The 25,003-nt window shown below is 44.8% G+C and carries 23 protein-coding genes, 1 tRNA gene and 1 riboswitch; of the genes, 17 read left to right on the forward strand and 7 right to left on the reverse strand.

Translation table 11 applies throughout. The features are described from left to right. Positions 1-95: 95 nt before the first annotated feature. The gene (gene moaA / locus KI742_RS14895) at positions 96-1,085 is read right to left on the reverse strand and encodes a GTP 3',8-cyclase MoaA (RefSeq protein ID WP_285385566.1); all 990 of its coding nucleotides are present in this window, start codon (positions 1,083-1,085) and stop codon (positions 96-98) included. After that, positions 1,074-1,208: riboswitch (molybdenum cofactor riboswitch) on the reverse strand. It overlaps the preceding gene by 12 nt. Before the next feature lie 175 nt (positions 1,209-1,383). On the opposite strand from moaA, the gene KI742_RS14900 reads away from it, so the two are divergent. After that, positions 1,384-2,280 (forward strand): YvcK family protein, encoded by an 897-nt coding sequence (locus KI742_RS14900; RefSeq protein ID WP_005388931.1) that lies wholly within the window; start codon positions 1,384-1,386, stop codon positions 2,278-2,280. Between the two features lie 138 nt (positions 2,281-2,418). Here KI742_RS14900 and luxU read toward each other — a convergent pair whose 3' ends face one another. From luxU to uvrB, 3 genes are all read right to left on the reverse strand, one after another. Continuing rightward, positions 2,419-2,763, reverse strand: coding sequence for a quorum-sensing phosphorelay protein LuxU (gene luxU, locus KI742_RS14905; protein ID WP_136976695.1), 345 nt, complete (start codon positions 2,761-2,763; stop codon positions 2,419-2,421). Further along, positions 2,760-4,166 (reverse strand): quorum-sensing sigma-54 dependent transcriptional regulator LuxO, encoded by a 1,407-nt coding sequence (gene luxO / locus KI742_RS14910; RefSeq protein WP_005380768.1) that lies wholly within the window; start codon positions 4,164-4,166, stop codon positions 2,760-2,762. The genes luxU and luxO overlap by 4 nt, the downstream gene beginning before the upstream one ends. A 290-nt stretch (positions 4,167-4,456) precedes the next feature. Next, positions 4,457-6,487 carry an excinuclease ABC subunit UvrB gene (gene uvrB / locus KI742_RS14915; protein ID WP_017636056.1) on the reverse strand — a complete coding sequence of 677 codons (2,031 nt, stop codon included), beginning with the start codon at positions 6,485-6,487 and terminating at the stop codon, positions 4,457-4,459. Positions 6,488-7,046: 559 nt separating this feature from the next. Here uvrB and KI742_RS14920 point away from each other — a divergent pair. The 11 genes from KI742_RS14920 (at position 7,047) to KI742_RS14970 (ending at position 18,132) form a co-directional block, all read left to right on the forward strand. Next, a tRNA-Asn gene (locus KI742_RS14920) sits at positions 7,047-7,122 on the forward strand. A 351-nt stretch (positions 7,123-7,473) separates the two neighbouring features. Further along, positions 7,474-9,771: a formate C-acetyltransferase gene (gene pflB, locus KI742_RS14925; protein ID WP_167415364.1), complete on the forward strand. Its 2,298-nt coding sequence runs from the start codon at positions 7,474-7,476 to the stop codon at positions 9,769-9,771. A gap of 305 nt (positions 9,772-10,076) precedes the next feature. Continuing rightward, the gene (gene rsxA / locus KI742_RS14930; RefSeq protein ID WP_005380762.1) at positions 10,077-10,655 is read left to right on the forward strand and encodes an electron transport complex subunit RsxA; all 579 of its coding nucleotides are present in this window, start codon (positions 10,077-10,079) and stop codon (positions 10,653-10,655) included. Positions 10,656-10,658: 3 nt separating this feature from the next. Further along, entirely contained in the window at positions 10,659-11,255 is a 597-nt protein-coding gene (gene rsxB / locus KI742_RS14935; RefSeq protein ID WP_005380760.1) for an electron transport complex subunit RsxB, read from the forward strand. An 8-nt stretch (positions 11,256-11,263) separates the two neighbouring features. After that, positions 11,264-14,014 carry an electron transport complex subunit RsxC gene (gene rsxC, locus KI742_RS14940; protein ID WP_285385565.1) on the forward strand — a complete coding sequence of 917 codons (2,751 nt, stop codon included), beginning with the start codon at positions 11,264-11,266 and terminating at the stop codon, positions 14,012-14,014. Further along, complete coding sequence (rsxD, locus tag KI742_RS14945; protein WP_005380749.1) at positions 14,014-15,060, forward strand: electron transport complex subunit RsxD; 1,047 nt, start codon at positions 14,014-14,016, stop codon at positions 15,058-15,060. Before rsxC ends, rsxD begins: the two co-directional genes overlap by 1 nt. Positions 15,061-15,067: 7 nt before the next feature. Further along, positions 15,068-15,700 carry an electron transport complex subunit RsxG gene (rsxG, locus tag KI742_RS14950; protein WP_005380747.1) on the forward strand — a complete coding sequence of 211 codons (633 nt, stop codon included), beginning with the start codon at positions 15,068-15,070 and terminating at the stop codon, positions 15,698-15,700. Continuing rightward, complete coding sequence (locus tag KI742_RS14955) at positions 15,700-16,392, forward strand: electron transport complex subunit E (protein WP_005396543.1); 693 nt, start codon at positions 15,700-15,702, stop codon at positions 16,390-16,392. The genes rsxG and KI742_RS14955 overlap by 1 nt, the downstream gene beginning before the upstream one ends. A gap of 64 nt (positions 16,393-16,456) precedes the next feature. Continuing rightward, complete coding sequence (gene nth, locus KI742_RS14960; protein WP_005380743.1) at positions 16,457-17,098, forward strand: endonuclease III; 642 nt, start codon at positions 16,457-16,459, stop codon at positions 17,096-17,098. Between the two features lie 32 nt (positions 17,099-17,130). Then, positions 17,131-17,547, forward strand: coding sequence for a lactoylglutathione lyase (gene gloA / locus KI742_RS14965; RefSeq protein WP_005380739.1), 417 nt, complete (start codon positions 17,131-17,133; stop codon positions 17,545-17,547). 150 nt (positions 17,548-17,697) lie between these two features. Beyond that, positions 17,698-18,132, forward strand: a complete 435-nt coding sequence (locus tag KI742_RS14970) for a DUF2753 domain-containing protein (RefSeq protein WP_005384886.1) — start codon at positions 17,698-17,700, stop codon at positions 18,130-18,132. A 120-nt stretch (positions 18,133-18,252) separates the two neighbouring features. On the opposite strand, the gene KI742_RS14975 is transcribed toward KI742_RS14970, so the two are convergent. Next, positions 18,253-19,134, reverse strand: coding sequence for an OmpA family protein (locus KI742_RS14975; protein WP_005384887.1), 882 nt, complete (start codon positions 19,132-19,134; stop codon positions 18,253-18,255). A 341-nt stretch (positions 19,135-19,475) separates the two neighbouring features. Between KI742_RS14975 and rnt the strand changes: the two genes are divergently transcribed. Further along, positions 19,476-20,120: a ribonuclease T gene (rnt, locus tag KI742_RS14980; RefSeq protein WP_213880845.1), complete on the forward strand. Its 645-nt coding sequence runs from the start codon at positions 19,476-19,478 to the stop codon at positions 20,118-20,120. Positions 20,121-20,148: 28 nt separating this feature from the next. Beyond that, complete coding sequence (locus KI742_RS14985; protein WP_085569754.1) at positions 20,149-21,474, forward strand: Na+/H+ antiporter family protein; 1,326 nt, start codon at positions 20,149-20,151, stop codon at positions 21,472-21,474. A 78-nt stretch (positions 21,475-21,552) separates the two neighbouring features. On the opposite strand, the gene KI742_RS14990 is transcribed toward KI742_RS14985, so the two are convergent. Together KI742_RS14990 and KI742_RS14995 are read right to left on the reverse strand one after the other, a co-directional pair. Next, the gene (locus tag KI742_RS14990; RefSeq protein ID WP_025767201.1) at positions 21,553-22,182 is read right to left on the reverse strand and encodes a DsbA family protein; all 630 of its coding nucleotides are present in this window, start codon (positions 22,180-22,182) and stop codon (positions 21,553-21,555) included. Positions 22,183-22,256: 74 nt separating this feature from the next. After that, on the reverse strand, positions 22,257-22,592 hold the full coding sequence (locus KI742_RS14995; RefSeq protein WP_285385562.1) for a Grx4 family monothiol glutaredoxin: 336 nt from the start codon (positions 22,590-22,592) through the stop codon (positions 22,257-22,259). Positions 22,593-22,876: 284 nt separating this feature from the next. Here KI742_RS14995 and sodB point away from each other — a divergent pair, with 284 nt between their 5' ends. From sodB to KI742_RS15010, 3 genes are all read left to right on the forward strand, one after another. Further along, entirely contained in the window at positions 22,877-23,461 is a 585-nt protein-coding gene (sodB, locus tag KI742_RS15000; RefSeq protein ID WP_005396533.1) for a superoxide dismutase [Fe], read from the forward strand. Between the two features lie 154 nt (positions 23,462-23,615). Next, positions 23,616-24,119: a VC2046/SO_2500 family protein gene (locus KI742_RS15005; RefSeq protein WP_033907342.1), complete on the forward strand. Its 504-nt coding sequence runs from the start codon at positions 23,616-23,618 to the stop codon at positions 24,117-24,119. Between the two features lie 134 nt (positions 24,120-24,253). Beyond that, positions 24,254-24,997 carry an SDR family oxidoreductase gene (locus tag KI742_RS15010; protein WP_005380732.1) on the forward strand — a complete coding sequence of 248 codons (744 nt, stop codon included), beginning with the start codon at positions 24,254-24,256 and terminating at the stop codon, positions 24,995-24,997. Positions 24,998-25,003 lie beyond the last annotated feature (6 nt).

Raw genomic sequence — 25,003 nt, forward strand, 5'->3', positions numbered from 1 at the left:
ACCTATTCTCTTAATTAGCTTTGATACGCTTGGTATCGATTCGGAAAAAGTTAGAGCCAGCTTATCACTAAGCTCGCTCTAAAAGTTGAATGAAGTTAGCCGCCGATAGACGCGAGGTGTGGCGTCATACCAGTATTGCCATCATGCAAGAAATGGCTTACCGACTTGGTTTGTAACTGCGCCTGGATACGTTCAATAAGCTCACTCTCTTGCTCATCACGTTCCAAAAGATCACGCAATTCTACACCGTGGTCTCCAAACAGACATAGGTGCAGCTTACCCATCGCAGAAACGCGCAGTCGGTTGCAGCTTTCACAAAAGTCTTTTTCATAAGGCATGATAAGACCTATTTCACCCTTGTAATCAGGATGAACAAATACTTGCGCAGGACCATCATTATGCGAGCGCACTTTCAGCAACCAACCATTTGCAATTAGCTGGTTACGAATTGCAACTCCGGATACATGGTGCTTATTAAATAGCTCATCCATCTCACCCGTTTGCATCAACTCAATGAAACGCAGTTGGATTGGACGATCTTTTATCCAGTTAAGAAACGCTGGCAGCTCGTGATGGTTCAGATCTTTCATCAACACCACATTAACTTTTACTTGCTCATAACCGACCTCGAACGCACGTTCGATACCATTCATGACTTCAGTAAACTTATTTTCACCTGTGATTTGATGAAACATACGCGGGTCAAGGCTATCTACACTCACGTTGATGTTTGTTAAACCGGCTTCACGCCAGTCTGCAACTTGCTTCGCCATTCTGTAGCCGTTGGTCGTCGTCGCCACCTTTTTGATGCCTGGCGTCGCCGCTACTGAATGGATAATGTCGGTAAAATCTTTGCGTAAGCTAGGCTCACCACCAGTGATGCGCACTTTTGACGTGCCACAATCAGCGAATGCTTTTACGACCCGTTTGATTTCAGGGAGAGATAAAAAAGACGAGTTTTTATTGCCCGAAGGCTTATAGCCATCAGGAAGGCAATAGGTACATTTGAAATTACATACGTCGGTCACAGACAGACGCAAGTAATAAAACTTACGATGAAATTTGTCTTCGAATTGTTGCGCCACGGAACACCTTTCCAAACACGGGAGGCATGGCCATTTCCAATCATGCCCTTGTGACAGTATGCCACTGGCTCAAAACGCTTATCCAAGGACTTAGCAATAGTGAGCTCGGAGTTATGGCAACCAGAGATATGAAATCTCTGATAGCTTTGCGGTGTAAAATACTTAATATTTGTAATGGAATCCAGACTTGAGTGATAAAAAACTCTCTAGAGACACAATTTACCGCTAAGTGAGTACCTTTAAGACACTCCTTAAGATAAATTGTAGCCGTTTTTTATTAGATTATTAGAAGAACATAATGAATATCTACACAGATAAAAAAGTGGTCGCTGTTGGCGGTGGTCATGGCTTAGGTCGAATGCTGGCCGCATTACGAGATTTTGGCAGCAATGCAACTGGGATTGTTGCCACGACTGACAATGGTGGTTCAACAGGAAGAATTCGTCACTGCCAAGGAGGAATCGCTTGGGGAGACACACGTAACTGTATTAATCAGCTCATTACAGAGCCTTCGATCAGTTCTATGATGTTTGAATATCGCTTCAAAGGCACTGGCGAACTTGATGGTCATAATCTTGGTAATTTGATGCTTACTGCACTCGATAACTTATCGGTCAGACCTTTAGATGCCATTAATCTGATTCGCAATATGTTAAAAGTCGATGTTAACATCCTTCCTATGTCCGAACACCCTTCGGATCTTTCCGCGTTATCCGTAGATGGGAAGTGGGTTACGGGAGAAACAAATGTCGACGAAATGAAAGCAGACTTGCGACGTTTGGATCTTTCACCAGAAGTGCCTGCTACCAAAGAAGCCATCACAGCTTTGGCGGAAGCGGACGCGATTATTCTTGGCCCTGGCAGTTTTTTAACTAGTATCATGCCTCCTTTATTGCTGCCTGAACTCGGCAAAGCGATTGCAGCAAACACAAAAGCAAAAGTCATTTTTGTTGCTAACCTGAGTCCAGAATACGGCCCAGCGGGACGAATGACGATGGCTCAAAAATTAGAATGGTGTGAACGTGCCTGTCAAGGAAGAAAAATAGACGTGGTTCTAGCAGAGAAAACCGAGCAAGACGTCTTAAGTCAATGGAATGTAGTGACGGAGTCACTCGCCTCCTCTAACCGAGACTGGCGTCACGATAGAAACAAGCTCAAACTAGCGATTGAAAATCAGCTACAACTTTCTATCTAGGAGCACGTTACCTGACTAGCGCCCTCTTTTAAGTTGTTTATTGATAATGAAAACCCTTCTGTCATCGAAGGGTTTTAGTTCAGGCATCCAGTAAGAACAGATGTTTACTAAGAAAAAATGGTTAATAGGAATAAATAGCTACTGTCGCCAAGAGCGATAAGCATCTCGAGTTTCGTGCAAAAGATCGAACATCGCCTCTAATTCCTCAGACTCCGCAGTTAAATCATCGGCTTTCGCTTTTTTGTCTATGGACATCGCCAGTTCACAAAGGCGATCTGCCCCAAAGCTCGCAGCACTACTTTTCAGCGCGTGGCTGATTTCTTTTGAGTAAGCTAATCGCTCTGCCCCCTGTAGTTGGGATAAGTTCTCGATATAGGTATCCATTTCTCCTAGGAAGATATCGAACAGTACAGGTACGTTGTCACTGCCAATTTCCATCGACAGTTCATCTATTTTTTGCTGATTTAATACATTTACACTCATACTTTTTGCCGCTCTTCCTTGCCGTTCCATGCCTGTAACTTGCGGTAAATCGTCGACGGACTGACATCAAGGTATCCCGCCGCTCGAGGAATATTGCCATCACATGCTTCAATCGCTTGCTCGATTGCCATTTTTTCCGTCATCCATAATGGCATAATCTCAGATGCGGTCATCGCTTTCGGCTCAATTAATTTAGCCACAGACGACGGACGGTCAAGCGGTTGATTCAACGGTGGCGGTAACATATCCAACGTAATCTCTTTACCGTTGTTTAGAACAACGATATTGCGTAGCACGTTTTGTAACTGACGAACGTTACCCGGCCACTCATAGCTGTTGAATCGTTCGATGACATCAGGCGCAAAACGTATGAAGCTTTTTCCTTCTTCGTGTGACATGTAACCTAACAGTGAGTATGCAATTTCAATAACATCTTCGCCTCGTTCGCGTAAAGGCGGTAAATGCAAAGGAATGACATACAAACGATAGTACAAATCTTCACGGAATCGACCTTCTTGTACCTCTTTCCAGGGATCACGGTTAGTGGCACACACAAAGCGCACATCCACGCTCTTCATTTTTGAGGAACCCACTTTTTGGAATGTGCCCGTTTGAATAAATCGTAGCAACTTGGTTTGTAAATCCAAGTCCATCTCACAAAGCTCATCTAGAAAAAGTGTGCCGCCATCCGCTAACTCAGCTGCCCCTTGACGATCATTCGCAGCGCCAGTAAAGGCCCCTTTTACGTGACCAAACAGTTCACTCTCAATCAAATCTTTTGGAATTGCAGCACAGTTAATTGCAATAAAAGGTTTGTCACCACGTTTACTTGCTGCGTGAATAGCCTCGGCACATACCTCTTTACCAGTACCACTTTCACCTGTGATAAAAATACTCGCTTTACTGCTCGCCGCTGAATCTATCGTACGGTAAACCTGCTGCATGGTTTGGCTACTGCCGATAAACCCCTGATAGCTCTGATTACCTGGATTATCGGCTTCATTTTTTAGCTTGGTCGCTTTACGAATGGCATTGTTAACCGTGACACGTAAACGGTCTGCTTCACACGGTTTGATTAAAAAGTCTTGTGAGCCATGACGCATGGCCTCGACAGCGGTATCGATAGAACCGTGAGCGGTCATAAAGATTATAGGTACGTCGGGATGACTCTTTTTAACGGCATGTAAAACGTCCATCCCCGTCATATCTGGCAGACGGAGATCGAGTAAAATAAGATCTGGAATTCGATGATTTAGGCTCTCAATGGCATCCCTACCTGTGCCGACAATATTGATATCTATGCCAAGCGGTGTCAGGTATGAGCGGTACAGAGCCGCAACAGATGCGGTGTCCTCGACCATTAAAAGGTAACGAGACTTTGGGCCTTCGGGTTTTTGTTGCATAACCTAGCTATTATTTTGTTGTGTTTTAAACAATAATCGCATTACGCTTTGCATTTTGCAAATAACATTAGCTAAATTATGGGCAAAGGAAAAAATTCAAAAATAATATCAATTATTTAAAAAGTGGCACAAACCATGCTGTAACGATAGTGACCCCTCGGGTCACCTAGCCAACTGACGTTGTTAGTGAACGATATGTTCACAAAACAAGCCAATAGACCCGACTGCCTATTGGCTTCTTTTTTTACAAGCGATCTAAAATGCTTGGATAGTTAAATCGGTAAGTTTGTTCAACTATTTGCGATGAACTGCGCTCGTAGTTTTTCAATCTCGTCACGCTTTTGTGCCGCTAACTCAAATTCTAAATCTTGCGCATGCTGATACATCGCTGCCTCCAGTCGACTGATTTCTTTTTCTAGCTGCTGAGGGGACAGTGCCTCGTAAGTTTGCGAAGGCTCCGCCACTTTCGATAATGGTACCTGTTTAGTGTTACGCTGGCGTTTAGACTTAGTGATATCGCCAAGTTCCATGATGTCTTTGATATTTCGTTTGAGCGCTTGTGGCGAAATACCCATTTCTTCGTTGTACGCTTCCTGCTTCTCGCGACGACGGTTAGTTTCATCCATCGCCTTTTTCATTGAGTTGGTGATTCGGTCAGCGTATAAAATCGCCTTACCTTCGATGTTTCGCGCAGCACGACCAATGGTCTGAATGAGTGAGCGTTCAGACCGCAAGAAGCCCTCTTTATCCGCATCCAAAATTGCAACTAACGAGACCTCTGGCATATCCAGGCCCTCTCTCAATAAGTTTATTCCCACCAGCACGTCAAATTCCCCAAGACGAAGGTCACGGATAATTTCCACACGCTCAACAGTATCAATGTCTGAGTGTAAATAACGTACCTTAACATCATGTTCGTGAAGGTATTCGGTGAGATCCTCAGCCATTCGTTTGGTCAGTGTTGTAACCAGAACTCGTTCATCTTTAGCAGCGCGAATACGGATCTCAGACAATAGGTCGTCGACTTGGGTCGCTACTGGGCGAACTTCCAACTCAGGGTCAAGCAAGCCTGTAGGACGAACGACTTGATCCGCTACATCACCCGCCGATTTTTCTAGTTCGTAATTTCCAGGAGTAGCAGAGACGAAAATCGTTTGTGGCGCTAGTGCTTCAAACTCCTCAAACTTCAGTGGACGATTATCCAAAGCTGAAGGTAACCGGAAACCAAACTCCACCAGCGTTTCTTTACGCGAACGGTCGCCTTTATACATGGCACCTATCTGCGGTACTGTCACGTGAGATTCATCGATGATCAACAAGCCATCATGAGGTAAGTAGTCAAACAGGGTTGGTGGCGGCTCACCTTCCGAGCGTCCACTGAGATAACGAGAATAGTTTTCGATACCGGAGCAAAAGCCCAACTCATTCATCATTTCGATATCGAATTGAGTGCGCTGGCTAATTCGCTGCTCTTCCAGTAGCTTGTTGTTATCTAGAAGCTGCTTTTTGCGCACTTCTAGTTCGACTTTAATATTTTCAATCGCTTCAAGAATGCGATCTCTTGGCGTCACATAGTGCGTCTTGGGATAGATGGTATAGCGCGGCAAGTCTCGTTGTTTCACCACGCCTGTCAATGGATCGAACACACTGATGCAATCCACCTCATCGTCAAACATCTCAACGCGCACAGCGTCTTGGTCTGATTCGGCTGGGAAGATGTCAATCACTTCACCTCGAACACGGAATTGGCCACGCTCAAATGCAACGTCATTGCGTGAGTATTGCAGCTCTGCAAGACGGCGTAGCATATCGCGCTGGTCAATCACATCACCGCGACGTAGGTGCAGCATCATTTGTAGATACGATTCAGGATCACCCAAGCCATAGATAGCCGATACCGATGCAACAATAATGGCATCTTTACGTTCTAGTAGTGCTTTTGTAGCAGACAAACGCATTTGTTCTATATGCGCGTTAACTGAAGCGTCTTTCTCTATAAAGGTATCCGTGGTCGGAACGTACGCTTCAGGTTGGTAGTAATCGTAGTAAGAAACAAAATACTCAACCGCATTATTAGGAAAGAATGACTTCATCTCACCATATAACTGAGCAGCAAGCGTTTTGTTTGGCGCAAGTAATATTGCAGGTCGTTGGGCTTGAGCAATCACATTCGCTAGTGTGAAGGTTTTACCTGAGCCTGTGACCCCCAACAAGGTTTGATGTGCTAGCCCAGCATCGAGCCCCTCAAGCAACTGATTGATCGCTCCTGGTTGATCGCCCGACGGCTGATAATCGGAGACCAATTCATAGACTTTACTCATACCCTTCCTCAATTTTACTGCGCTTTGGCTGTATATATATACACCTTAGCTAATGAAATCTACGTCTATCGAGAATTTAACCATCATTGTTAATAAATTTTCTTGTTTGTCTAGAATGCTATAGCCATACAAAAGTGACTCTGATATAGTACTTCGCCCTAGTTGAAGAGCTACACACATTCTTCACATTATAGTTTCCACAACTTTTCCCCAAAAATTAGCTTAAAACTTTCTTATCCCCAAAAGATTGATTTTTATCCACTTTGAATACCTTTTGATTAACATCGATAAATCTCTGTTTTATTTGCTTATTTTACGCATAACTCTGACTAAAAATTCATTAAATAAAAACTTAGTTGCATATCGATTTTCTTTACCCAGATCTCATCAACATACTTATCCACAAATTTAGTGGATAACTAACCTCGAGCCTTTACTGGCAAGCCATACAGAAAAGTAAAGCCCTTAACTCAATATTTTTTGCTAAAAATGTATTTTTTTACTGTTGACAGTAGTTTGAGTGCTCGGTAAGATTCGTCCCGCTTTCAAGCAAAGCAATTCCTCCTTAGCTCAGTTGGTAGAGCGACGGACTGTTAATCCGCAGGTCGCTGGTTCGAGCCCAGCAGGAGGAGCCAGATTATAGAAAAGCCGTGTCGCAAGACACGGCTTTTTTTGTATCTTAATCGCCATGAAATCTAAGCCAATCTAGGCGTCATAAAATCACACCGAAATAAGTTCAAATTACAGAACTCATAACATTGTCATAGATAGTGTTCTCACAGCACCACACATTTAATTCTGTCTCTTTTCTAGCAAAAAACAATCATAACCAATTGAATCTATTATTAATGCAATTTAATCATTGAAAAAATGAAAAGCATTCATTTTACTCATACCAAATAAATCCATACGATTAAAAGGGTTAAGAATGGTTCCGTCCTACTCGTCGCCTCCATTCTAATTATCAATAACTTAGGGATTTACTTATGACTATTCCGACAACTGACATGCTAGATGCATGGGCTGGATTTACTGCTGGTGAATGGCAAAACTCTGTCAACACTCGTGACTTCATCCAAAAAAACTATACACCCTATGAGGGAGACGAGTCTTTCTTAGCCGAGGTTAGCAAATCCACTTCAGCATTATGGAACCAAGTGCTTGAAGGCATAAAACAAGAAAGCCGCACACACGCCCCTATTGATTTTGACACAGACTTGCCCTCAACAATCACTTCCCACGATGCAGGCTACATCAACAAAGATCTGGAAAAGATCGTTGGCTTACAAACTGATCAACCGCTAAAACGTGCAATCATCGCCAATGGCGGGATTCGCATGGTAAAAAACTCGTGCGAAGTTTATGGCCGCGAATTGGATCCAACGGTTGAAAAGATCTTCACTGAATACCGTAAAACTCACAACAAAGCGTGTTTCGACCTTTACACCAAAGAAATTCTAGCCTGTCGTAAATCAGGCATCATCACGGGTCTTCCTGATGCCTATGGCCGTGGTCGTATCATTGGTGACTATCGCCGTCTCGCCCTATACGGTATCGACTTCTTAAAAGCAGACAAAAAAGAACAATACAACTCAACACAAACGTTCTTAGAACAAGGCAACGATCTTGAGAAAACACTTCGTCTTCGCGAAGAAATAGCTGATCAAGTTCAAGCGCTTGAAGACATTCATCAAATGGGTCTGAAATACGGCATTGATATGTCGCTACCTGCAAAAACAGCACAAGAAGCGATCCAATTTACCTACTTTGGCTACCTAGCGGCGGTTAAATCGCAAAACGGCGCAGCAATGTCACTGGGCCGTACTTCGACTTTCCTAGACGTCTATCTAGAACGCGATATCGCAAACGGTTTGATTGATGAATCACAAGCGCAAGAAATGATTGACCACTTCATCATGAAGCTACGCATGGTTCGCTTCCTACGCACACCAGAATACGATTCATTGTTCTCTGGCGACCCAATCTGGGCAACCGAAGCCATGGCTGGTATGGGCGTTGATGGCCGTACGCTAGTATCTAAAACGACATTCCGGTACTTACATACACTACATACTATGGGCCCTGCTCCTGAGCCAAACATGACGATTCTTTGGTCAGATCAATTACCTGAAGCGTTCAAGCAATACGCTGCAAAAGTGTCGATTGATACCTCTTCGGTTCAATACGAAAACGACGATCTAATGCGCCCTGATTTCAACAATGACGACTACGCGATTGCCTGTTGTGTGAGCCCGCAGGTTGTTGGTCAGCACATGCAATTCTTTGGTGCACGTGCCAACCTTGCAAAAGCACTGCTTTACACCATCAATGGTGGTATCGATGAAAAATCGAAAGCGCAAGTGGGTCCGGTAGTGGACAAAGTTCAAGATGAAATTCTCGACTTTGACGCTTTGATGCCTCGTTTCGACAACATGTTGGAATGGTTAGCAACGCAATACGTCACAGCGTTGAACATCATCCATTACTCACATGACCGTTACAGCTACGAAGCGTCACTGATGGCACTGATGGATCGCGACGTGCACCGCACGATGGCGTGTGGTATTGCAGGTCTGTCTGTTGTCGCAGACTCTTTGGCAGCAATTAAATACGCAACGGTAAAGCCTGTTCGTGATGAAGATGGCATCGCCGTTGATTTTGAAATCGAAGGTGATTATCCAAAATTTGGTAACAATGATGCCCGTGTTGATGACATCGCTTGTGATCTGGTTGAGCGCTTCATGAAGAAAATTCAGAAGATGCACACCTACCGCGAAGCAGTGCCAACTCAATCGATCCTAACGATCACATCTAACGTGGTTTACGGCAAAAAAACGGGTAATACACCAGATGGCCGTCGCGCAGGTATGCCTTTTGGCCCGGGTGCAAACCCAATGCACGGTCGTGATGAAAAAGGGGCGGTTGCGTCTCTGGCATCGGTTTCTAAATTACCGTTCGCTTACGCTAAAGATGGTATTTCTTACACTTTCTCAATTGTGCCTAACGCATTGGGTAAAGATGACTTGAGTCAGAAGAAGAACCTAGCTGCGCTAATGGATGGTTACTTCCATCACGAAGCAAGCAACGAGGGCATTGCGATTGAAGGTGGTCAACACCTTAACGTCAACGTTCTAGACCGAGAGATGTTATTGGATGCGGTTGAACATCCAGAGAAATACCCTCAGTTGACGATTCGAGTGTCTGGTTATGCGGTACGTTTTAACTCTCTAACGACAGAGCAACAGCAAGACGTCATCACTCGTACTTTCACAAGTAAGATATAAACATAGTCCATCAAGCACTCAGAAGATTTAAATAATTAGCTTGTAAATATGCATTGCCCGCTTCTCTTTTCTACCTGGGAGAGGCGGGCTTTTTTTAAAATCACACATTAGATGAAAATTAATAGGTAGTATCCTCTCGCTAACAATACATTCAGCAAACGATTCAATTTCTTATTGATTCATCAAAATAGATCAAATAGACGACTATTTTTCCATCGTGTATGTAAAACCACATCGTTCACTGGTTGTTATTGGTGTCACAAAACACGATAATATCAAGATCGGATTTTAAGAACGTAATAACTATGACCGAATATGTTTTGTTGTTGGTCGGCACTGTGCTGGTGAACAACTTTGTACTGGTGAAGTTTTTGGGCCTATGTCCTTTCATGGGTGTGTCCAAAAAACTGGAAACAGCAATAGGTATGGGCTTAGCGACAACTTTTGTGCTAACGCTCGCGTCAGTGTGTGCGTATTTAGTGGAAAGCTACATCCTTCGTCCACTGGGTATTGAGTACCTTCGAACCATGAGTTTTATTTTGGTGATAGCCGTTGTGGTGCAGTTCACCGAAATGGTTGTGCACAAAACCAGCCCGACGCTTTATCGCTTGCTTGGCATTTTCTTACCGCTGATCACAACAAACTGCGCAGTATTGGGCGTGGCACTTCTTAACATTAATGAAAACCATAACTTTATTGAATCGATCATCTACGGCTTCGGCGCCGCTGTTGGTTTCTCATTGGTGTTGATACTTTTTGCATCCATGCGAGAGCGCATAGCCGCCGCCGATGTTCCTGTACCTTTTAAAGGTGCATCAATAGCAATGATTACAGCAGGTTTAATGTCACTCGCCTTTATGGGCTTTACAGGTTTGGTGAAGTAAGCGATGAGTACGATTTTAATTGCGATTATCGCGTTAGCGGTTCTGGCTGCGATTTTCGGCGCGATACTTGGTTTTGCTTCTATTCGCTTTAAAGTTGAAGCGGACCCTATTGTGGATCAAATCGACGCCATTTTACCGCAAACTCAATGCGGTCAATGTGGCTACCCTGGTTGCCGCCCTTATGCTGAAGCAATTGCAAATGGCGACCACATAAACAAATGTCCCCCTGGTGGTCAGGCAACAATCGAAAAGCTCGCCGACTTAATGGGTGTTGAGCCAGAAGAATCTGCGCACGATCTCGACAGCAAAATCCCAACCGTTGCGTTTATTCATGAAGACATGTGTATTGGCTGCACTAAGTGTATTCAGGCGTGTCCGGTGGATGCAATTGTAGGCGGAACAAAGGCGGTCCATACCGTAATCAAAGACGAATGTACGGGCTGTGACTTGTGTGTTGCCCCATGTCCGACTGATTGTATTGAAATGATTCCTGTGGCAACGACCACAGAAAGCTGGAAGTGGCAACTTCACTCCATTCCGGTACTTAACATTACGGATGCTGCCGACAATGCAGCGAACGTGAAAGATTCAATTAAGTAAGGTTTCACATGTTGTCTTTGATTGAACAAATTCGTACAGGCGCGCTTTGGGATTTCCCAGGTGGTGTGCATCCGGCAGAAAATAAAAAGCAGTCCAACAAAACTGAACTCGCTCATGCGGCTATCCCGTCAGAAATTGTATTGCCGCTAAAACAGCACATTGGTAAAGCGGGTAACCTACTGGTTGCCGAAGGTGACTACGTATTAAAAGGTCAGCCATTAACGCAATCGGAGACCGGCTTTACGGTTCCAGTGCATGCTCCAACATCAGGTACGCTCACCGCGATTGAGCCACGAACTGTCGCGCACCCTTCTGGGTTAAGTGAGTTGTGCGCAGTCATCACGCCTGATGGGAAAGATGCATGGTGTGAAAGAAACCCCGTCGCAGATTACCAACAAGAAACCCCTGACGCACTGATTGATATTATTCGTCTCGCTGGTATTTCTGGTATGGGTGGCGCAGGCTTCCCTACTGCAAAAAAAATCCAATCAGGTTTTGCTCGTACCGAGATTCTTATCGTTAATGCAGCAGAGTGCGAGCCATACATCACGTCTGATGACAAGCTCATGCAAGAACATGCCGAAGAGCTTATTCAAGGTATCGAAATTGTCGAACATATACTGACACCAAAGCTCACGATTATTGGCATTGAAGATAACAAGCCAGAAGCAATCAAAGCGCTAGAAGCTGCGGCTATAAACAAAGATATCGTTATTCGCGTTATCCCGACTAAATACCCTTCTGGCGGTGAAAAACAGCTGATCAAAATTTTAACCAATAAAGAAGTACCAAGTGGCGCGATTCCAGCCGATATTGGTATTTTGGTTCAGAATGTTGGTTCTCTTTACGCTATAAAACGCGCAGTCATCGACGGTGAGCCGATGATAAAACGCATCGTGACTCTCACTGGTAAAACCTTCAAACAACCACGCAACGTTTGGGCATTATTAGGGACACCAGTACAAGCACTGTTGGATGAGTTTGGCTATAAAGCAGATAAGAAGTTACAGCGTTTAATTATGGGTGGGCCAATGATGGGCTTTACCCTTCCTCACTCCCAAGTGCCGATTACCAAGACAGCAAACTGTATCCTTGCTCCGACTCGTCGTGAGATCTCTCCGCACCAGTATGAGATGGAATGTATTCGCTGTAGCCAATGTGCCGAAGCATGCCCTGCTTCGCTGCTGCCTCAACAACTGCAATGGCATGCGAAAGCTGAAGAGTATGACAAACTCGAAGAATTAAACTTAAAGGATTGTATCGAGTGCGGCGCTTGTGCGTTTGTATGTCCAAGTGAAATTCCGCTTGTACAGTACTACCGCCAAGCGAAAGCAGAAATTAGAACTAGAACACAAGAAGCGGAAGCTGCAGAGCGAGCAAAACTGCGTTTTGAAGAGAAAAAAGCGCGTATGGAACGCGAAAAAGCAGAACGTGAAAATCGCTTCAAGAAAGCTGCCGATCAACGCCGAAAAGAGATGAAGTCTTCTGGTAGCGATGATGCGATAGCAGCAGCGATCGCACGAGTGAAAGCTCAAAAGACAGAAACCACTGAAAAAGCAGAGCCAGCAGTAAAACCAGCCGTAGCGGCAGCCATTGCCAAAGCGAAGGCGAAACAAGCGGCAGCAGCTAAAGCAGGCTCTAGTGAACCTGATAACTCAGAAATGGCAAAACTGCGCGAAGAACGCAAACGTCTTGCTCGCGAACGTAAAGCGCAAAAAGAACAAGGCGAAACGCCAGACAATAACGCTGATGATAAAAAATCGGCAGTTGCGGCCGCCATCGCCCGAGCTAAAGCGAAAAAAGCACAACAAGAAGATTCAACTGAATCTGTAGAATCGGAAACGTCTGCGCAGCAAGACGGCGATCCGAAAAAAGCCGCGGTTGCTGCTGCCATTGCACGTGCCAAAGCACGTAAAGCGAAGCAAGCAGACTCAACTGAAGCGGAAGAAGCTGACGCACCTGCTGAGCAAACCGACGATCCGAAAAAAGCCGCAGTTGCCGCTGCAATTGCTCGAGCCAAAGCGCGCAAAGCGAAGCAAGCAGACTCAACCGAAGCGGAAGAAGCTGACGCACCTGCCGAGCAAACCGAAGATCCGAAAAAAGCCGCCGTGGCTGCTGCGATTGCACGTGCCAAAGCACGAAAAGCGAAGCAAGCAGACTCAATTGAAGCGGAAGAAGCCGAAGCACCTGCCGAGCAAACCGAAGATCCGAAAAAAGCCGCCGTGGCTGCCGCGATTGCACGTGCCAAAGCACGTAAAGCGAAACAAGCAGACTCAACTGAAGCGGAAGAAGCTGAAGCACCTGCTGAGCAAACCGACGATCCGAAGAAAGCCGCAGTGGCTGCTGCCATTGCACGTGCCAAAGCGCGTAAAGCGAAACAAGCAGACTCAACTGAAGCGGAAGAAGCTGACGCACCTGCCGAGCAAACCGACGATCCGAAAAAAGCCGCCGTGGCTGCTGCCATCGCTCGAGCCAAAGCGCGCAAAGCGAAGCAAGAAACGCAAACTGAGCCTGTTGAAGACGCAACTTCTGAAGAACCAGAAGTGGATCCGAAAAAAGCCGCGGTTGCTGCTGCCATTGCACGCGCGAAGGCTCGTAAAGCGAAACAAGCAGACTCAACTGAAGCGGAAGAAGCTGAAGCACCTGCCGAGCAAACCGAAGATCCGAAAAAAGCCGCGGTTGCCGCAGCAATTGCGCGCGCGAAGGCACGCAAAGCGCAACAAGAAGCTAATAAAAATAATACTGAGGAGAACGAGTAGTGTCGTTTTTTATTGCCAGTTCACCGCATACCCACAGTCGTCGTAGTACGCCAGACTTAATGAAATGGGTGGCACTTTGCGCACTTCCAGGTTTAGTAGCTCAAACCTACTTCTTTGGCTGGGGTACGCTTATTCAACTGATTTTTGCCATTGCAGTCGCTGTATCCCTTGAAGCCTTAGTCATGATCTGTCGTAAACGCTCACCAATGAGAGCGCTACGTGATAACAGTGCAATAGTTACCGCTTGGTTGTTAGCCGTTGCTATACCACCATGGTCTCCGTGGTGGATTATGGTGATCGGGCTTATTTTTGCGATAGTAATCGCTAAACACCTCTATGGTGGCCTTGGACAAAACTTATTCAACCCTGCAATGGTCGCTTATGTGGTCTTGTTGATCTCTTTCCCAGTACAAATGACGAGTTGGAGTGCACCGACATCACTCATACCTGATCATGTAAATTTTGCAGATACACTCTCTTTAATTTTTACGGGCTATGATTACGACGGCTTATCACTTCAGCAAGTTCGCTCAGGAGTTGACGGCGTGACAATGGCGACACCACTTGATGCATTTAAGACTGGCATTCTTACAGGTGCCACTCCAAGCGAAGTAATGTCGCAGCCAATATTTGATGGCTTAGGTGGTATTGGTTGGCAATGGGTAAACCTTGCTTACCTTCTTGGCGGCATAGTCATGATCAAAAAGCGTATCATCCAATGGTATATTCCAGCAGGTTTCCTTGCGAGTCTGACTCTGTTTAGCCTAGTGTTCACGTTGCTGACGCCAGGGGAAACTGCGTCGCCAATTTTACACTTGTTATCTGGTGCAACCATGCTTGGCGCATTCTTTATTGCAACCGATCCCGTTTCGGCGTCTACCACCGTCAAAGGACGTTTAATCTTCGGTGCGCTTATTGGTGCTTTGGTTTTTATCATTCGCAGTTGGGGCGGTTTCCCAGATGGTGTTGCATTTGCAGTGTTGCTTGCAAATATGTGTGTGCCACTGATCGATTACTACACCAAACCTAGAACTTACGGTCACTGAGGTAAACATGTTAACCGCTATTAGAAAAAATGGTCTGACACTCGCTATATTTGCATGTGCAACAACCGGATTAGTCGCCCTTACTCAGTACCTAACAAAAGACCAAATCAAGGTACAAGAGCAAAAACAATTACTTTCTGTTTTGAATCAAGTCATTCCAGAAAACATGCATGACAACGCACTCACGCAAGCTTGTACAATGGTCACGTCTCCAGATCTGGGGACATTACGTGCGATGCCAGCCTACCTCGCCACGAAGAATGGTGAACCAACAGCAATCGCAATAGAATCTATCGCGCCAGATGGCTACAATGGTGAGATAAAAGTAATTACTGGGATTGATAATCAGGGCAATATTTTGGGGACACGCGTCCTAAACCACCAAGAAACCCCTGGTCTGGGCGATAAAATCGATCTTCGTGTCACCGACTGGATCCTGAGCTTTACAGGAAAACAAGTCACGGAAAACAATTGGAATTCGTGGAAAGTTCGTAAAGATGGCGGCGATTTCGATCAATTTACTGGTGCAACGATCACGCCAAGAGCCGTCGTAAAAGTGGTGCGAAATACCGTTAACTACGTAAACCAATCTCGTGAAGACATTCTTAGCCAGCCTTTGGGCTGTGAAGGAGAGCAGTAATGAGTGAAAATAAATTGCTGATGAAAAACGGTATGTGGAGCAATAACCCTGCTCTCGTACAGCTGCTGGGTCTGTGTCCACTACTAGCGGTTTCTTCCACGATAACCAATGCCTTAGGTCTTGGTATTGCAACCTTATTAGTGCTGGTCGGCTCCAACGTCACGGTTTCTCTTATTCGTAATTACGTACCAAAAGAGATCCGCATTCCTGTGTTCGTGATGATCATTGCCTCTCTCGTTACCTGTGTTCAGTTATTGATGAATGCCTATGCGTATGGTTTATACCTATCTCTTGGTATCTTTATTCCTCTGATTGTAACCAACTGCATCATTATTGGTCGAGCTGAAGCATATGCTTCAAAAAATGATGTTGCGCCTGCAGCATTAGACGGTTTATGGATGGGGCTTGGTATGACAAGCGTTTTGGTCGTGCTAGGTGCCATGCGTGAGTTAATTGGTAATGGCACACTATTCGACGGGGCAGATCTGCTATTAGGAGACTGGGCATCCGCTCTCCGCATTCAAGTTTTCCAATTTGACAACAGCTTTCTGCTAGCGCTTCTTCCACCCGGTGCATTTATCGGTGTTGGTCTGTTGATAGCGCTTAAAAATGTCATCGATAATTCAGTCCAGGCACGTCAACCTAAAGAAGAAAAACCAACCATAGAACGTGCTCGCGTCACCAACGCATAACAAGATAAGGCTCTGTCATAGGAGCCTTTTTCATAAACCGCAGAGACGGTATTGGAAGTCAGCAATGAACAAAATAAAAAGAATCGAAATTCTTGAGCGATTACGAGAAAACAATCCGAATCCTCAAACTGAGCTTAACTGGAGCTCCCCTTTTGAACTGCTAATCGCGGTATTACTATCAGCGCAAGCAACCGATGTAAGTGTCAATAAAGCCACCGACAAGCTTTTCCCTGTCGCTAATACACCACAAAGTATTCTCGATTTGGGAGTCGATGGCTTAAAAGAATACATAAAGACCATCGGTTTGTTTAACTCAAAGGCAGAAAACACAATCAAGACTTGTAAGATCTTGTTGGAAAAACACAATGGTGAAGTTCCTGAAGATCGTGCCGCGTTAGAAGCGCTACCAGGCGTAGGTCGCAAGACCGCAAACGTCGTGCTCAACACCGCTTTTGGTTGGCCAACTATTGCCGTCGATACGCACATTTATCGCGTGTCGAATCGCACTAAATTTGCGATGGGAAAAACGGTTGATGATGTCGAGCAGAAGCTATTAAAAGTTGTGCCAAAAGAGTTCAAACTCGATGTGCACCACTGGCTCATTCTTCATGGTCGTTATACGTGCGTAGCAAGAAAGCCTCGCTGCGGTAGCTGTATTATCGAAGATTTGTGCGAATATAAAGAGAAAGTATACCCAGATAGCTAATGCTATTTGTAAATCAAAGCTAGGAGCAAAAAATGTCAAACGGTCGAATTCTCCACACTATGCTTCGCGTAGGTGATCTAGACAAATCCATCAAGTTTTACACTGAAGTTATGGGCATGCAGCTGCTTCGTACTAACGAAAATAAAGAGTACGAATACACGCTAGCGTTTCTTGGTTATGGTGACGAATCCCAAGGTGCAGTGATCGAACTGACTTACAACTGGGGTAAAACTGAGTATGACTTAGGTACCGCTTTTGGTCATATCGCCATTGGTGTTGACGATATCTACACAACTTGCGACGCTATCAAAGCGGCGGGCGGTAATGTGACGCGTGAGCCAGGTCCAGTAAAAGGCGGAAGCACGCACATTGCATTCGTAAAAGACCCAGATGGTTATATGATTGAGCTTATTCAAAACAAGCAAGCTTCAGCAGGTCTTGAAGGCTAAGCGGCACTTCTAATAATCACTTGTACTGCAAGTTGAACTCCGATTACAGGCAGGTCTGCGATCTGCCTGTCCTTTTATAAACAAAACTCTTTACTTGATAATAGTTATCGTTTAGATTTATCCGCAACTTCGATATGCGGGATTACGATAATGATCAGTGAATGGGAAAAACACACACTTCTAGCCGATACGGCACTTCAACTAGATGACCCTGTTCGCAGCATTCTTCATTACCAGCAAGCCCTAAGCCTGAGTGAAGATATCAGCGAATGTGTGGAAATTGAGGCGGACGAGCGATTATTAATTTCTGTGATTTCTTGTCATAACTTAGCGCAGTTCTGGCGTTGGGCTGGAGATACTGACTATGAACTCAAATACCTTCAACTGGCCTCTGAGAAAGTCTTAACACTTATCCCACAATGCCCAAATAAAGAGTGTGCAAGCTTTATCGACTCGATAGGATGTTGTACTAAGGCGTTGATAGATTTTATGAAGCGTCACCCTAATCCGGCTATTGCCAAACAGGTTGAAAAAATAGATACCGCCACCAATTGCGAAGTCATTGCCAAATTCCGCTTAAACTAACATTCAAATTATACAGCAGGAATCACCGAAACGTGCTTGGCACAATACCACTAAAATATTATTAACAACGTCAGTAAATCAAAAACGCCGAAGCTTTCAGCTTCGGCGTTTTTATAAGCATCACACTTGGGTTCGCCCTAGAGATATCACGACTCGGCGGTTTTTGTCTTTTCCTATTGGCGAACCGTTATCTGCAATAGGACGACGCTTGCCGTACCCTTGCACTTGAATTCGATCTTCCGGTAGCCCTAGAGACTGAAAGTAATCACGAAGTGACTCTGCACGTCGCTCTGATAAACTTTGACTCGCACTTTTACCATCGGTTGAATCTGTGTACGTCGCCACCAGCACGAGATCGATATCTTGATTATGTCGGATATAATCTGCAATTTGTGATAAACGCTTTTTAGAAGCCTTGGTTAACTGATCACCTTGTCTTTCGTAGTGCAAAATCGTAAAAGCAATGTCCTCAAAACTATATTTCAATAAGTTGGAAATACAGTCGCTAAACGCGTTGTACTTGTTTTGAAATAGTACTGATGACAATGCGACTTCAATTCTCTGATCTCGGCTCTGCCAATCTTGGTAACTAAAAGTCGGATAACGGCCTTTTTCCAGCTCAGACAAAATGCCCCATGCTGTTTGCCCTCCGACATAACCATCAAACTGTTTAAAAAACTTTAGGTTTGTAATTCGATCGGCGTGTTCACCTGGCCGCCAAGGTGGCGGCATAGAAATGAGACTGACGTTACGTGTTTCTCCCATCGGACGACGCATTTTTAACTCAAAGTCTAAATTAATTTTTTTATTCGCACGAGATGAAAATACCGCATCTCCAAAGCTTGGAATGGGGTGTACAAGCTGACATTCTAATGGTGTATTGACCACCATTTCCCATTGAGATTGCTGTGGAGTTGCAGCATAACGTTTGCCCATCAAAGCGAAGCTGCTTGTGCTAAACAACGAAAATACAACACCACTGGTAATCAGCCATTTCTTCATCTAATACTGTCTCTTAAACGGCAGTCTGTTGCCGTCAAATTGCATCAATAAAAACACTTCAACGGGCATGCAAAAATCTCGCCAATATCGGAATATCTGTCACACTGCCATTAATGTGAGCCATAGTGTTCCAATCACCTTAACCGCCACTTAGCGTTTTACTTCCTCATGTTTTATCGGTTTACATGATGCAAAGTATGGCGAATAAACGTCTACATAATATGCAATACAAACTTATTGATTGGATGCAAAATAGAATTCCGGTTTTCTCTTAAATTGCGGTTTTTCTCATCGGTATAATCTGCAATAATGCAGCCTTCGTCACACAAAAATAAGCCAACATGACACTAGAAAATGAAGCTCTAACCTTGAAAAAACGCTTTCGTGGTTATTTCCCTGTGGTAGTAGACGTTGAGACCGCTGGTTTCAACGCTCAAACTGATGCACTTTTAGAAATCTGTGCCGTTACGTTGAAAATGGACGAACATGGCGTGTTGCATCCGGCCTCCACCATTCATTTTCATGTGGAACCATTTGAAGGCGCTAATTTAGAAAAAGAAGCGCTTGAATTCAACGGTATTCGTGACCCTTTCAGCCCTCTTCGAGGTGCTGTTTCTGAGCAAGAGGCGCTAAAGGAAATTTATAAGCTTATTCGCAAAGAACAAAAAGCCGCAGATTGCTCACGTGCAATTATGGTTGCTCATAACGCTGCATTCGACTTGGGTTTTGTAAACGCAGCAAATGAACGCTGTAAACTAAAAAGAGTCCCTTTTCATCCCTTTGCTACTTTTGATACGGCTACATTAAGTGGCCTTGCTTATGGCCAAACAGTTCTCGCTAAAGCATGCAAAACAGCCGGGGTGGAATTTGATAACCGTGAAGCACACTCTGCGCTTTACGATACACAAAAAACAGCAGAATTATTCTGCGGTATTGTCAACAAATGGAAGGCCCTCGGCGGTTGGCCGCTTGTCGACGAAGAATAATAAGTAAACACAACATATTAGGAAAAGTATGAATCCTGTCGTTATATCAGTGTGCGTCATGCTCGTGTTAGCATTGATGCGCGTAAACGTGGTGGTTGCCCTCACGTTTAGTGCCATCGTAGGCGGCCTAGTCGCAGGCATGAGCCTTGGGGATACGGTTGCCGCATTTGAAAGTGGTCTAGGTGGCGGTGCAACTATCGCACTAAGCTACGCCATGTTAGGTACTTTCGCTGTTGCCATCTCGAAATCAGGCATCACGGATCTACTGGCCAAAAGTGTTATCAAGCGCTTAAATGGTAAAGAAAACTCGGCGTCAACTACCGGGTTAAAGTACGCGGTGTTAGTCGCGCTCGTTCTTGTCACTATGTCATCTCAAAACGTAATTCCGGTCCATATCGCCTTTATTCCAATTTTGATTCCACCTCTTTTGGGCGTATTCGCGAAACTTAAACTCGACCGACGTTTGGTCGCGTGTGTTCTTACCTTCGGTTTGATCACACCTTACATGATCTTGCCTGTTGGTTTCGGCGGTATTTTCTTAAACAACATTCTGTTAAAGAACCTACATGACAACGGTTTGGATAATGTGGTTGCAAGCCAAGTCCCAACCGCCATGTTACTGCCAGGTGCAGGTATGCTGTTTGGTCTATTACTGGCTATCTTTGTGAGCTATCGTAAACCGCGTGTCTACAAAGAAACTGAGTTGACTGTCGTTGACGAAACCGATCATGTCATCAATAAAAAGCACATCTTAGTTGCGGCACTTGGTATTGTCGCTGCTTTGGGTGTTCAGCTTTACACGGGTTCAATGATTATCGGTGCTCTAGCTGGCTTTATGGTGTTCACTTTCGGCGGCGTTATCGCATGGAAAGAGACGCACGACGTGTTCACTAAAGGTGTACACATGATGGCAATGATTGGCTTCATCATGATCGCAGCGGCAGGTTTTGCAGCAGTAATGAAGCAAACTGGCGGTGTTGAAACACTAGTACAATCGCTATCAACCAGCATCGGTGACAATAAGCCTTTAGCTGCACTACTGATGCTGATCGTTGGTCTGTTGGTAACAATGGGCATTGGTTCATCGTTCTCTACGATTCCAATCCTTGCAACCATCTATGTTCCTCTTGCGCTAGCATTCGGTTTCTCGCCGATGGCAACGATTGCACTGGTAGGTACTGCAGCGGCGTTAGGTGATGCAGGCTCTCCAGCTTCTGACTCTACATTAGGCCCTACATCTGGTCTAAATGCCGACGGTCAACATGAGCACATTTGGGAAACAGTCGTTCCAACCTTTATCCATTACAATATCCCTCTAATCATCTTTGGTTGGATTGCAGCAATGGTGCTTTAATACTATTGTTTGGATGGATATACATTTAGTTACGAAAAAGCCGCTCAATGAGCGGCTTTTTGTTATTCATAACTGTGGTTATTGCGCTGGCATATTGTCAATAATACGCTCACGAATCAGCTTCAAGGTTGGTTCTGTCGACAGGTAATCGATGGCAATCGGAAAATAAGCGTCGTTAATTTTAAGAACCAAGCTAGGGTAAGAGCTCACACCTAGGCTCTTTGCAAGGCTCAATTGATCTTCGAACACACCTTCTAAGAAAGAGCCATCCATGTCATTCTTGAATTGCTGAACATTCAAGCCAATTTCTCTCGCTAGTTGCAAGTGAGTGGCTTCTTCATGAGGAGGCATCGCACGTAAGTAATACGCATGCTGAACCGCTTCTAGCATCTGCTCATAAGAGTCTTGAAAGCCCGCTGCAATAACCGCACGACAAGATTGGTAAGTGCTTCTAACTGGCGTACAAAGCTTCCAGAAATCGTAGTTAAACTTAGTGCCTAACTGGCGCTCAATCTGCTTCCAAATACCTTCGAGTTTTTGTTGCATCTCGGGCGGCATCGGTAAATTAGTATCTGGCGCAAGACCACCAACCACATACTCAAACTGAATCACACCTGGCAGTTGCTGTTTTAGTTTATCCAGCGTTGGTTTGTAACCCCAACACCAACTGCACATTGGGTCATGCACGTAGTAAAGCTTTATGTTCATTCCACTAACCTAAAAAGAAAAAGGAGCCAGTACGGCTCCTTCGTATTCTATCGCTAAATGTGAGTATTTACGAATTACTCAGCTTGATCTTCAGCGCGCGCTGCTGCTTCTTTGATTAGAGGCTGCAGTTCACCTTTTTGGAACATTTCTAGAATAATGTCACAACCGCCGACAAGCTCGCCTTCAACCCATAGTTGAGGGAAAGTTGGCCATTGCGCGTACTTTGGTAACTCAGCACGGATATCTGGGTTTTGCAGAATGTCTACGTAAGCGAACTTCTCACCACATGCCATTAGTGCCTGTGACGCTTGAGAAGAGAAACCACAGCTAGGTAGTTTCGGTGATCCTTTCATGTACAGCAGGATTGAGTTTTCAGAGATCTGCTGTTTGATTTTGTCGATAGTTTCCATCGCTTCCTCATTCATGGGTTTGAACTTTATTTATTTGCCACATTCTACTCAATAACGACAGAATAAAAACCATATAATTAATAAGGCTTAATTTTAGGTTGCTCATTGGCGAGCAATGCAGCACTTCACCACTGCTAACCTCTTAAAATATTTTCATATCGGGGTTTTAATAAAGTAAAAACTTGCTAAAATACTTAGCAAGTCAGCCTTAAAGGCGACATAGCTATAAAAAACACTGGAAGCAATCGAAAGGTCATCCTTTCAAATCAATGGAGAATCGAGTAATGGCATTTGAACTACCAGCTCTTCCTTACGCGAAAGACGCACTAGAACCACACATCTCAGCAGAGACTCTAGACTACCACCACGGTAAGCACCACAACACTTACGTTGTTAAGCTTAACGGTCTTATCCCTGGTACTGAGTTCGAAGGCAAAACTCTAGAAGAGATCATCAAGACTTCTACTGGTGGCGTATTCAACAACGCAGCGCAAATCTGGAACCACACGTTCTACTGGCACTGTCTTGCTCCAAATGCGGGCGGCGAGCCAACTGGCGCAGTTGCAGACGCTATCAACGCAGCATTCGGTTCTTTTGAAGAATTCAAAGCGAAGTTTACTGATTCAGCAATCAACAACTTCGGTTCTTCATGGACTTGGCTTGTTAAGAAAGCTGACGGCTCTCTAGAGATCGTTAACACTTCTAACGCTGCTACTCCTCTAACAGAAGAAGGTACAACACCACTTCTAACTGTTGACCTATGGGAACACGCGTACTATATCGATTACCGCAACGTACGTCCTGATTACATGAACGGCTTCTGGGCTCTAGTAAACTGGGACTTCGTAGCTGAGAACCTAGCGAAGTAATATACTTCCCCCTAAGTTCAATTTAGTCTTATTCAAAAGCTCGCTATTTAGCGGGCTTTTTTGTTTCGCCTTCCCTAGCACCTTTAAATAATTCCCTCTTTTACTAAAGTTTTTCTTATCCACGCCGTTAACAGAGCATCGAGCGAGGAACATCATGCAAATTCATACGTTAGACAAAGCTGCAATTATCAACGAACTTCAGTTCGGTAATGGTATTAACCATGCCGTACACGAAGGTCGTCGTGCGGATTTCTCGCTGATTCTGTCTATGTTCTCTAATGATGTTCGCGATGTGGTCCCAGTTGAAGAGGTCCAGGAAGTCATCACCAGTGACAGTATTCTTCGCCAACAATTGGGTTTATCGCAACCTCAAGCTCTTCGTTCTGATAGCAGCAGCTATGAACTCGCAGCTGAACAAGCGAAACAGTTTCACGATGCAGGATTGCCTTCCGCAAAGCTGAGCCATTACCTAAAACCAGATGCGCTGACTTACCTGCCTGAAGACACATTCAACCTACCAGAGGAGGTTTATCACAACCTATCTGGTCATGAGCGACGCAGATTGGGCGAACGCAACAAACAACTGATCCCAGATGCTGGGCTATATAATCAGCTAGTGACGGCTCAACGTCAGCATCAAATTCAAGCTAAAGCATAGAGATCCGCTTTTTATCCAATAGCTTGCAATACCTACACGTCAGAAATGTGACGTCTTACAAATTACCGCACAATAGTCCTCACTCGAAAGCGTTAGTTTGAAGCCTTTCACACTGAACCCAACGAATTTCAACCATGCTATTAGCACAAACCACTGGTGTATTGTTTTTCACATATGGATACAGTGAAGGTGCTATGGATATCAAAGAATCAATTATTCTCGTCACGTCTGCAGGTTCGGTTATAGGAAGAACCTGTGCAAATCACTTTGCTCACCTTGGAGCAACGTTGATTCTTTGTGACCAAAATTCTAGCGCTTTGAGAGCGAGCTATGAGCAAATCAGCGCTTTCACTGACAAAGTGTATGCGATGAATGTGTGTAGTGATAACACAACGTCCATTAACTTATTGTTTGACCAGATAGAATCACAGCTACGTGCGACACCAGATGTGATTGTTAATTGCTGGACCAGCTCCCCTATGCCTGGCTTAATGGCGCCAGAACCAATGAGTACTTACATTGATCACTTGTCGTCTGCGGCACGCTTCCTTTATACCTACGGCCAAGTAGGAGCAGAGCGCTTTCGAGCCAGAAACAAGAAAGGCGTCATTGTTAACGTCATTTCTCATGACAACCATGAAGACTTTACGGGAGTTGAAAGCATGGCGGCGTTGGTGTCAGGTTTTACTCACAGCTGGGCAAAAGAACTCACACCATTCAACATTCGAGTGGGCGGCGTTATTCCCTCGGTAAATCATACAAAAGAAGAGCTCAACGAGAGGCACTGGGCTGAGATCCAAGACGAACTAGTCCGCAACACAGCATACATCGTCGCGAATGAATACTTCAGTGGCCGAGTAGTTGCGACCGAAGTGTAAGCATAC

It is taken from the genome of Vibrio sp. D417a, assembly GCF_030248595.1.
Classification (GTDB): domain Bacteria; phylum Pseudomonadota; class Gammaproteobacteria; order Enterobacterales; family Vibrionaceae; genus Vibrio; species Vibrio alginolyticus.